Annotated in this window: 8 protein-coding genes; 5 read left to right on the forward strand and 3 right to left on the reverse strand. The window is 61.4% G+C overall.

Going from position 1 to position 8,072, the window contains the following annotated elements; translation table 11 throughout:
- From dctP to ABYW26_RS07275, 5 genes are all read left to right on the forward strand, one after another.
- A partial coding sequence (gene dctP, locus ABYW26_RS07255) for a TRAP transporter substrate-binding protein DctP (protein ID WP_372604108.1) occupies positions 1–676 on the forward strand: 676 nt, incomplete at its 5' end.
- A gap of 26 nt (positions 677–702) precedes the next feature.
- Positions 703–1,242 carry a TRAP transporter small permease gene (locus ABYW26_RS07260; RefSeq protein WP_372604109.1) on the forward strand — a complete coding sequence of 180 codons (540 nt, stop codon included), beginning with the start codon at positions 703–705 and terminating at the stop codon, positions 1,240–1,242.
- Positions 1,242–2,522: a TRAP transporter large permease gene (locus tag ABYW26_RS07265; protein WP_372604110.1), complete on the forward strand. Its 1,281-nt coding sequence runs from the start codon at positions 1,242–1,244 to the stop codon at positions 2,520–2,522. The genes ABYW26_RS07260 and ABYW26_RS07265 overlap by 1 nt, the downstream gene beginning before the upstream one ends.
- Positions 2,523–2,608: 86 nt before the next feature.
- Positions 2,609–3,010, forward strand: coding sequence for an acyl-CoA thioesterase (locus tag ABYW26_RS07270; RefSeq protein WP_372604111.1), 402 nt, complete (start codon positions 2,609–2,611; stop codon positions 3,008–3,010).
- A gap of 90 nt (positions 3,011–3,100) precedes the next feature.
- Positions 3,101–4,297: a thiolase family protein gene (locus ABYW26_RS07275; RefSeq protein WP_372604112.1), complete on the forward strand. Its 1,197-nt coding sequence runs from the start codon at positions 3,101–3,103 to the stop codon at positions 4,295–4,297.
- Between the two features lie 39 nt (positions 4,298–4,336).
- On the opposite strand, the gene ABYW26_RS07280 is transcribed toward ABYW26_RS07275, so the two are convergent.
- The 3 genes from ABYW26_RS07280 to ABYW26_RS07290 form a co-directional block, all read right to left on the reverse strand.
- The gene (locus ABYW26_RS07280) at positions 4,337–5,374 is read right to left on the reverse strand and encodes a Hint domain-containing protein (protein WP_372604113.1); all 1,038 of its coding nucleotides are present in this window, start codon (positions 5,372–5,374) and stop codon (positions 4,337–4,339) included.
- Entirely contained in the window at positions 5,367–6,836 is a 1,470-nt protein-coding gene (locus ABYW26_RS07285) for a hypothetical protein (RefSeq protein WP_372604114.1), read from the reverse strand. The genes ABYW26_RS07280 and ABYW26_RS07285 overlap by 8 nt, the downstream gene beginning before the upstream one ends.
- 296 nt (positions 6,837–7,132) lie before the next feature.
- A partial coding sequence (locus ABYW26_RS07290; protein WP_372604115.1) for an NAD-dependent epimerase/dehydratase family protein occupies positions 7,133–8,072 on the reverse strand: 940 nt, incomplete at its 5' end.

Raw genomic sequence — 8,072 nt, forward strand, 5'->3', positions numbered from 1 at the left:
CACCGCTTACAACTTCCTGTCGACCAAGCCGGTGCGCTCGATTGATGACGTGAAGGGTCTGAAAATCCGTTCGGGCGGTCCGATCTTTGCCCGCATCATCGAAAGCCTGGGTGGCGTTGCCGTTCAGATGCCGGCGAACGAACAGTTCGAAGGCCTGAGCCAAGGCATTCTGGATGCCAGCTATGCCTCGACCCCGGACCTGATTAACGCCCGTCTGGTTGATGTCGTCAAATACGTGATCAACATCGAAACCGGCGTGTTCAACGGTGCGGCTGTCGTCAACGCCAGCGCGCTGCTGTGGGACCGTATGTCGGGTGAAGACCGTGAAGCTCTGGTTCGCGCCGCGCAATACGCGCTGGCTGCTGACGCAGGCGCATGGCAGGCCAACGCCGCCAAAGGCACCGAAGAAGGCAAGGCCAAGGGTATCGAATTCGTGACCCCCGATGCCACGCTGAAAGCCGGGATCGACAGCTTTGTCGCCGAGCACATGAAGACCGTTTCGCAAACCCTAGAAGGCCGTGGCGTGAAGAACGCCGAAGCCAAGGTCGCCCAGTATAAAGCGCTGGTCGAAAAGTGGCAGGGTCTGGTCGCGAACGTCTCGTCGGAAGAAGAGCTGGCCGAGCTGCGCATCAGCGAGATCTGGTCCAAGGTCGATTACGCCTCGTTCGGCAAGTAATTGTGGCCTGAGCCGGGACTCCGATGATGCGCAGGTATGAACAACTGGTTGCACGAGGGACAGTGCTGTTTGGCGGCATTGTTCTGACCCTGATGATGGTGCAGATCGCGGTTGACGTGATCATGCGCCGGTTCTTCGGGGCTGGATTCCCGGCGACTCCCGATCTGGTCGGGAAGTATTACATGGTGGCGTTGGCGGTCGTTCCGATCGCCTTCACCGAAGTCAAACGCCGGCATATCGAGGCCACGATCTTTACCGATCAACTGCCCGCCCGTGTGCGGAACTGGTTCGGTATGCCGGGCTTTATCCTGTCTGCGCTGATCTATGGTCTGCTGACCTATGCCGGAACGGTCGATGCGCTGCGTCAGACCGCGAAAGGCGCCTATATCGATGCGGGTCTGATCAAGGTTCTGACATGGCCGTCCTATTGGCTGATGCCGCTGGCCTTTGGGTTGATGACGGTGCTCTGCGCAATCCGGATCGTGCAATTGGCGACCGGCAAGCTGTCGGTTCATGCCCATGATCCGCTGGAAGAACTGAACGCCGACCTAGAGGAAGAAGTCTGATGGACTCGTTCACAATTGGCCTTCTCTGCCTCGTTGGCATTCTTGGTCTCATCGCCATCCGCGTGCCGATCGCGATGGCGCTGTTCGGTGTCTCGGTTGTCGGCCTCTATGCCGTCGCGGGCGAGCGGGTGGTGCTGTCGATGCTGGCCAGCGTGCCGTATTCGACCACGGCCAGCTGGACTCTCAGTTCGGTGCCGATGTTCCTGCTGATGGGCTTTATCGCCTATCATTCGGGCCTGACGCGAGGGCTGTTCGACGGCGCCAAGGTCTGGCTGGGGGCCTTGCCCGGCGGTCTGGTGATCGCCTCTCTGGCCGGGGCCAGCGCCTTTGCCGCCGTGACCGGGTCTTCGGTGGCCTGTTCCGCCGCGATCGGTCGTATCGCCATCCCCGAGATGAAACGCCACAATTACGATCTGTCCTTCTCGGCCGGGTCGGTGGCCGCAGGCGGCACGATTGGCGCGCTGATCCCGCCGTCGATCCTGTTGATCATCTTTGGCATCCAGTCCCAACAATCGATCTCGGACCTGTTTCTGGGGGGCCTGATCGTCGGCCTGATCTCGCTGGGCTTTTATGTCGGCGCGACCCTGATCGTCTATGCCCGCAGCCCGTCGAAACTGCCGCGCTCGGACAACAGCACCTGGCGCGAGAAATTCGCTTCGACGCTGGGGGTCTGGCCGGTTCTGGTGATGATCCTGATCGTGTTCGGCGGGTTGTTCACCGGTCTGTTCACCGCGACCGAGGCCGGTGCCGTGGGCGCGTTCATCGCCATCGTCATCGGTGTCATCCGGCGCACGCTGAAATGGCAGGGCTTCAAAGACAGCGTGATCGACACGCTGCTGTCCTGCGGGTCGCTGTTCATCATCGCCATCGGCGCCAACCTGTTCACCCGGCTTGTGGCCTTTACCGGCCTGTCGAATGAAATCGGCAAGTTCGTGGCCACGCTGGGTCTCAGCGCCACCGGCCTGTTGATCATCATCGCGCTGATCTACCTGCTGCTGGGCATGTTCCTTGAACCCATCGGCGCCATGCTGTTGACGCTGCCGCTGTTCCTGCCGCTGGTCGGCGCACATGACGTCAACCTGATCTGGTTCGGCATTCTGGTCGCCAAGCTGCTTGAGATCGGCATGATCACGCCGCCAGTGGGGTTAAACGTCTTTGTCATCCACTCGGTCGCGCGGGACTTTGTGTCGCTTGAGAATATCTTCAAGGGCATTCTTCCGTTCCTTGCGGCCGACATTGTGCTGGTCGCCCTGATGATCGCAACGCGCGGGTTTTTCTGACGCCGGGCTGGTCCCGCCTAAATGTGACCGGAATTCCAAACATCCGCTGCCGCCCGCATGCTGGCAGCGCACAGGAGAGGTTTAAGATGTCGATATTCGTGAACCAAGTTCAGGTCAGCTTTGGCGACTGCGATCCGGCGGGGATCGTGTTCTATCCGAATTACTTTCGCTGGATGGATGCGACCTTTCACGCCTTCCTGCATGACCGGGTCGGCGGCCACGCCAAGCTGTGCCGCGATCTGGGCGCGCGCGGGCTGGGGTTGATGGAGGCCAAGCTGTCCTTCCGCTTGCCCGCGACCGAGGGCCGGGCGCTGGAATTTGCGATTGAGGCGATCGAGTGGTCGGGCCGCAGTTTCACCGTCAACTACCGCGCCGTTCAGGGCGCGCGGGTGATCCTTGAGGGCTATGAGCGCCGCGGCGTTTTTGTCGAAAAGGACGGCCGACTGGCGGCGGGCGATGTCGCCCCCGTGCAAGAAATTCTGGGCTGACCGGCCCGTTGCGCCCGGCCTTTCGCTGTGGCGTTCGTATCCACACCCGTCCGGCACAGGACCCGGATCGCCATTCGAAAGGACAGTGAAATGTCAGCATATATCCCCTACGGCGCCTATTGGAGCACGCCTTTCGCCCGGTGGCAGGGTGCGTTCTCGCATCTGCATTCGATCGAATTCGCGGCCCATGTCGCCAAAACCGCCCTTGCCGATCGCGGTATCGGGGTTCAGGACTTTGACTTTGCCGCCTATGGCATGACCGTGCCGCAATATCGCAGCTTTTACGGCACGCCGTGGTTCACCGGCCTGATCGGGGCCGAGCATCTGGCTGGCCCGACCGTCAATCAGGCCTGCGCCACCGGCGCGCGTCTGGTCGCCACGGCGATGGGTGAAATGGCCAATTCCGGCGCGAAAGTTGCGCTGTTGTGCTCGGGCGACCGCACCTCGAACGGGGCGCATGCCTACTATCCGGCCCCCGATCAGCCGGGCGGCACTGGCCGTTCGGAAGACATCGTGCTGGAAAGTTTCAACCGCGACCCGCTGGCCAAATGCGCCATGGTCGATACCGCCGACAATGTCGCGCGCAAGTTCGGCATTTCCACCGAGGAACAGCACGAGTTGGCGGCCTATCGCTATGAGCAATATCAGCAGGCGCTGGCCAATGATCGCGCCTTCCAGAAGCGCTATATGGCCGATGTGTTCGAGGTGCCCGATGTCCGGTTCCGCAAGACCGTTGCGACCCTGTCGGGCGACGATGGCGTCTATCCCTCGTCGATCGAGAAAATGGCCAAGCTAAAGCCGGTGCGCGAAACCGGCACTGTGACCTTTGCCGGTCAGACCCACCCGGCCGATGGCAGCGCCGGGATGGTGATGGTCGCCGATGCCGGTCGCGCCCGGGAGCTTTCCACCAAGGACGGCCCGCTGAGCAAGGTCATCGCTGTGGCTCAGGCCCGTGGCGAGCGCGCCCATATGCCCGCCGCCCCGATCCTTGCCGCCCAGCAGGCGCTGGATCTGGCCGGTCTGAAGATCACCGATATCGACGTGTTCAAATCGCACAACCCGTTCTCGGTCAACGACATCGCCTTTGCGCGCGCCTTTGATCTGGATTGGAAGGGCATGAACAATTACGGCAGTTCGCTGGTCTGGGGCCACCCGCAGGGGCCGACCGGCCTGCGGGCGATGATCGAGATGATCGAAGAGCTGGAAATCCGTGGCGGCGGTCTGGGCCTGTTCCAAGGCTGTGCCGCTGGCGATTCCGCGATGGCGGTGATCCTCAAGGTCGGCTAAGGCCGCGCGCCGATCCGGCGCAAAACACCGGGGTCCGGCCTAATGGGCCGGGCCATCCGCGTGCAGGGCAGGGGCGTCGGTCGGGATATTGGCCTGAACCCGCCCCTTGGCGCATAGCTTTTCCACCTCTGACACCTTCAACAGACGACGCGCTGACGGGTAAATCTGCTCGGACCGCTCGGAAAACACCCCCGGATACAGGGCCGAGATTTCCTGAACGAAAGCATCCGGCATAAAGGTCGCGGCATAGGGCCGGGGCAGGTAGCTTTCGACCGGCATGCCTTCGGCAAAGACGATCTCGTGCTGGTCGAAGATCAGCGAGATATAATCGACACTGTCGCGCCCGAACGCCTTGCGAAAACCGGGCAGACCCAGCATGCCTTTGACCGGGCCAAGAACTTCGGTCGCATCATACAGGTTCGCAACCCCCGCGCCGCCCAGCAGCACCCGGTGTTGCGGTGACAGCAGCAGCGGCCGCAGCGGCGTCACGCCATCATAAGCGCCCGCACTGATGCGGATCGGTTTCAGCCGGTCTTCGCGCAGGCTGAACACGATGCGCCGCCGCCCGATCCAGCGCAGCGGCTGCGGCCCATGATCCAGCGTCATCACCAGATCGCCCACCGCCAGCTCTTCGACCAGACGCGGCCCCGAGGGCGTGTCCAGATGCGTGCCCGGCGTAAAGCAGATGATATTGACGATCACGCTGGCGTCGCCCGGATCAATCGTCATCACATGCGGCTGCCCGTCCGAGCCGACATAGTTGATCGTGTAGATGCCGGAGTTCACCGTATAGGACGTGGCATTGTCGATGATGAACGTATCCTCGGGGCCTTCCGAGACCACGTTGACGGTGAAATCGTCATCGAAGGTCGAAATGTCGAAATGGAACGTATCGGGCGTTGCATCGTCCTTGCCCATCTTGGTGATCGTCAGATCGGTGATGTCGCCGCCATCGGACAGATACAGATCCTGACTGCCGTCGACGGACGTAGTGGCGAATTTATCGACTTTGACCTTATAGGTGCCGGTGCCGGTTTTGACCGCGTCGTCGATGGTGACGAAGATGGATTCAGCCATTGTCAGTCTCCTCGTCGGTCTGCGAAGCGGAGGTTTGATCGCCGTTCAAAGTCAGGCGTGACAGGGGAACCTTGATGATTTTGCCGTTCTCGGTGCGCACGGCCTTGCGGAAATTCGCGCCTTTCCCGGCGACGCACAGAACGTCCTCGGGGCGGTGGGTGTCGATCTGCCGGATCAGCCGGTCAGCCGAGCGGCAGGTGTAAGTGTTACAGGTGTCCGAGCGGAATTTGCGCGGCAGGGCGCAGCCGGTCTTGTCATGGAACAGGCACGAGTCCTCGACATGGGTATCGGGCAGGTGATCCAGATAAAGATCGACCAGACGTTGCCGGGTTTGCAGGTCCATCAGCCGCGCCGTGCGGTTCAATGCGCTTGCGTCAAGGAAGGCGTTGTGCTGGGCGCCGCGACTGCAACAACTGCCCTGACAGGCCATGCACAGCGCACGCAGGGCCTGCGGCGGCGCCACCAGATCGGACCGGGCGGAATAGGTTGTCAGCGGGCCGTCATTCTCAAGATCGACGGTTTGCAGATGGGTTTTCAGCCGGGCCACAGCGTCGGGATCCTGTCGCACCATCCTGGCGGGCAGAAACGGTGCGCTGCCGACCAGATCGGCAGGCGTATCGGCCACGGCATTATAGCGCCGCAGCGCCGCCAGCGCCGGGGTTTCGGTGGTGCCGGTGCCGATCTCGAAGGCGGCGGTGACCCCGGCGATGCGCAGGAAGGTGGTGTATTTGTCGGTGTTCTCGCCGGTTTTCTGGCAAAAACCCTTGGCCAGATTGGCGGTGATCTGGTCCGCATGTTCCGGGAATAGCCGGATCAGCGCGCGGGCGGTCAGCAACAGGTCCCAGCCCAGCGGCTTGAACTGGCTGCGCTCAAGGTCGATGCCATAGAGGCGGCCATCTTCGGTAAAGCGCAGGTTCGACAGCGCGCCGTCATTCTTGGCCATGACCAGCCGGTCATAGGCGAAAGCCTTTAGAAACGCTTCGCTTTCGCGGATGATGCCGGACTGTTGCAGCGCCTCGTAATTCCGCAGGTAATCGCCCCAATTGCCGGTTTCGCGCTTATAAGGCGAGGCCTCGGCGAACTGGCCCAGCCAGCGCCCGACCGAGGCGCTGAGAATATCCAGCGAGTCCGGGTGAACCACTGCCCTCAGATCGGCGCCTTCCAGATATTCGATCGCCAGAAAGCCGGCCTGATCGGAAAAGAACTCTAACCGTGGCACCAGCCCGGATTTCGAGAAGGTCCGCAAGGCATCGCGTTCCCGCAGATAGGCCGTTTGCCCCGGACCGTCGGTGATATCGTAATGCTTGATGATCTTTTTCTGCTGGGCATAGCGCAGCAGAAAGGTCTGCGATTTGTCGCGTTTCGACAGGATGGTGGCGGCCATATAACGGGCCGAGATTTCCGGCGACAGGCGTTGCGCAATCACACCGCCATGGCGCGACAGAAATTCTGCCGTGTCCAATACGCGTCCTGATGTTGTCCCGTTCGGCATCTGTCCGGTTGTCCCGATTAACGAGGGGTGAAAGTTAATCAGGCATGCGCGACATGGCGCAAATGAGGCACCAAGCGGGTATTTCTGGCATGTTTTAAGGCCAAATCCGCGGTTTTCAGGAGGTTTTGCCCGGATCTGCTTAAGATTCAGGCGAGATGCTTGTTTTCAGTCAGTTCGGGCCGGACCCCGAGTCTGTTAAGACAGGTTAACGATTTTTCGCCTTCATTCTGGCGCCGCAGACCGCGACCCAAGCGGCGCCGGGCGCGTCAGACGTCGAAATAGTCGCGATACCACGCCACGAATTTCGCCACGCCTTCGCGGAACGGGGTTTGCGGCTGATAGCCGGTCAGCGATTTCAGCAGACTGGCATCGGCCCATGTCGCGGGCACGTCGCCTTTCTGCATCGGCATGTAATTGCGGATCGCCTCGATCCCCAGTTCGGTTTCGATCGCATCGACGAAATCCAGCAGCCGCACCTTGTCGGAATTGCCGATATTCACCACCCGGAATGGCGCGGCGGGGGACAGGCTGTCGCCCGGCGCGATATCGGCGGCGCTGGCGGGGCGCTGGGGCACGGCGTCGATCAACAGGCGGATGCCGCGAACCAGATCTTCGACATAGGTAAAGTCGCGGAACATGTCGCCGTGGTTATAGATGTCGATCGGGCGCCCGGCGAGGATCGACTCGGTGAACTTAAACAGCGCCATATCGGGGCGGCCCCACGGGCCATAGACGGTAAAGAACCGGAACATCGTCACCGGCAGCCCCCACAGATGGGCATAGGAATGGCCCATGGCCTCGTTCGCCTTCTTGGTGGCGGCATAGATGGTCAGCGGCGTGTCGGCCTTTTCGGTCTCGGTAAAGGGCATTTCTTCGTTGGCGCCGTAAACCGAGCTGGTCGAGGCCATCAACAGATGCGCGACCTGATGTTCGCGGGCCACCTCCATGACGTTGAACGTGCCGACGATATTGGCGTCGATATAGGCGCGCGGGTTCTCAAGGCTGTAGCGCACCCCGGCCTGCGCCGCGAGGTGAACGATCACATCGGGCTGAAACTCGTTACTGACGCGGGTCAGGGTCTCGGCATCTTCAAGCATCGCCTCGGTCGCGGTGAAGTTCGGCGATTGCAGCAGCATCTGATGCCGGCGCTGTTTCAGGCTGACATCATAATAGTCGGTCATCCCGTCATAGCCGTGCACGCGAAAG

The sequence above is a fragment of the Actibacterium sp. genome, from assembly GCF_041584535.1.
Classification (GTDB): domain Bacteria; phylum Pseudomonadota; class Alphaproteobacteria; order Rhodobacterales; family Rhodobacteraceae; genus Actibacterium_D.

Excerpts from the sequence above, each read along its gene's own strand:
- ABYW26_RS07260 (WP_372604109.1), top strand. The coding sequence starts at position 703 with ATGCGCAGGTATGAACAACTGGTTGCACGAGGGACAGTGCTGTTTGGC.
- ABYW26_RS07265 (WP_372604110.1), top strand. The coding sequence starts at position 1,242 with ATGGACTCGTTCACAATTGGCCTTCTCTGCCTCGTTGGCATTCTTGGT.
- ABYW26_RS07270 (WP_372604111.1), top strand. The coding sequence starts at position 2,609 with ATGTCGATATTCGTGAACCAAGTTCAGGTCAGCTTTGGCGACTGCGAT.
- ABYW26_RS07275 (WP_372604112.1), top strand. The coding sequence starts at position 3,101 with ATGTCAGCATATATCCCCTACGGCGCCTATTGGAGCACGCCTTTCGCC.
- ABYW26_RS07280 (WP_372604113.1), bottom strand. The coding sequence starts at position 5,374 with ATGGCTGAATCCATCTTCGTCACCATCGACGACGCGGTCAAAACCGGC.